We start from the raw sequence: 1766 nt of genomic DNA on the forward strand, positions 1-1766 counted from the left end.
AGACGACTATTCGCAGAAGGGGCGTTTTCTCAAGCCTTTGTTCCTGTATTGACTGAGTACCATGCCGCCGGAGATATGGATAAAACTCGTCAGTTGATTGCACGAGCGGCAGGTACGCTCGGGGTGATTGTCTCTATTGTTACTCTATTGGGCGTTTTGGGCTCTGGTGTTGTCACTGCTCTATTTGGTTTTGGCTGGTTCCTTGATTGGCTCAATGGTGGGCCGTCAGCTGAGAAGTTTGAACTGGCGAGCTTTATGCTCAAAATCACTTTCCCTTACCTGTGGTTTATTACCTTTGTCGCTTTGTCGGGAGCGATCCTCAATACCTTAGGTAAATTTGCTGTTTCCTCTTTTACTCCTGTTTTTCTCAATGTGATGATTATTTTGTCGGCGTGGTTTATTGCGCCTCAGTTGTCACAACCTGAAGTTGGTTTAGCCATTGGTGTTTTCCTTGGTGGCTTGGTCCAGTTTTTATTCCAAATCCCTTTCCTTATTAAAGCGGGGGTAATGGTTAAACCTCAGTGGGGATGGCGCGATCCTGGTGTGGTAAAGATCCGCACGCTAATGATTCCCGCTCTGTTTGGTGTATCAGTGAGCCAGATTAACTTGCTGTTTGATACCTTCATCGCCAGTTTTCTGCAAACTGGTTCAATCAGTTGGCTCTACTATTCTGATCGATTGCTAGAGTTTCCTTTGGGCTTGTTTGGGATTGCGATAGCCACGGTTATTCTACCAGCCCTTTCTCGTAAGCATGTTGACGCTCATAGTGATGGTTTTGCTCAGACCATGGACTGGGGTGTGCGTATGGTGATGCTGCTCGGTATCCCTGCAATGCTTGGTTTGATGGTTTTGGCCAAACCTATGCTGATGGTGCTGTTTATGCGTGGTGAGTTTACTCCGCAGGATGTCACTTTCGCTTCGATGTCTTTAGTTGCTTACGCTTCTGGTCTATTAAACTTTATGCTAATTAAGGTGCTAGCGCCAGGCTATTACTCACGTCAAGACACCAAGACTCCGGTTAAATACGGCATTATTGCTATGGTGACTAACATGGTCTTTAATGCAATCTTTGCTTGGTTCTATGGCTATGTCGGTCTTGCTATCGCAACGGCACTCTCTGCTTTTGTAAACATGTCTCTTCTATATAGAGGGTTGCACATCGCAGGGGTTTATCAGTTAACTTTAAAAACGCTTGTATTTGTTGCCAAGTTGGTCGTGGCTGGTGGCATCATGGTTGGCGCGGTTTTATGGCAACTTGAAGAGATGAGTGTATGGCTGACTTGGAGCCTGTTCGAACGCGTCATAGCTTTAGCGACGTTGATTGGCTTAGGGGCTAGTGCCTACTTAGTAACAGTCTATCTTCTAGGGGTACGTTTAAAAGACTTAAAAGCAGCGACAGACTAAGCATAATTGGTATATAATCCGTCGGTTTCACGCAACGTTAATTCTTATTTAGAGAATTTGTAACCTATAAACAAGTTTTAGTAGTCTTCAATGGAATTGATTCGAGGTATTCATAACATCAAGCCACACCATCAAGGGTGTGTGTTGACGATCGGAAACTTCGACGGTGTCCACCTTGGGCATCAGGAAGTGTTAAACCAAGTGTCTGCGCAAGCGAAAAAGCTAGGCTTGCCGTCTACGGTAATGACATTTGATCCTCAGCCATTGGAGTTGTTTGCGAAAGATAAAGCGCCAGCGCGGTTAACTCGTCTCAGAGACAAATATGTTCAACTGAGTAAGTTAGAGTTAGAAAGATTGCTGTG

2 protein-coding genes are annotated in these 1766 nt (G+C 45.0%); both read left to right on the top strand.

The genetic code is table 11. The features are described from left to right. Nucleotides 1-1404, top strand: a 1404-nt coding sequence (gene murJ, locus QTO00_RS19205) for a murein biosynthesis integral membrane protein MurJ (RefSeq protein ID WP_331426176.1), incomplete at its 5' end; no start/stop codon positions are given. Between the two features lie 90 nt (nt 1405-1494). Next, on the top strand, nt 1495-1766 hold a 272-nt coding region (locus QTO00_RS19210), incomplete at its 3' end, for an adenylyltransferase/cytidyltransferase family protein (RefSeq protein WP_331426177.1).

The sequence above is a fragment of the Vibrio sp. M260118 genome, from assembly GCF_036533755.1.
GTDB lineage: Bacteria > Pseudomonadota > Gammaproteobacteria > Enterobacterales > Vibrionaceae > Vibrio.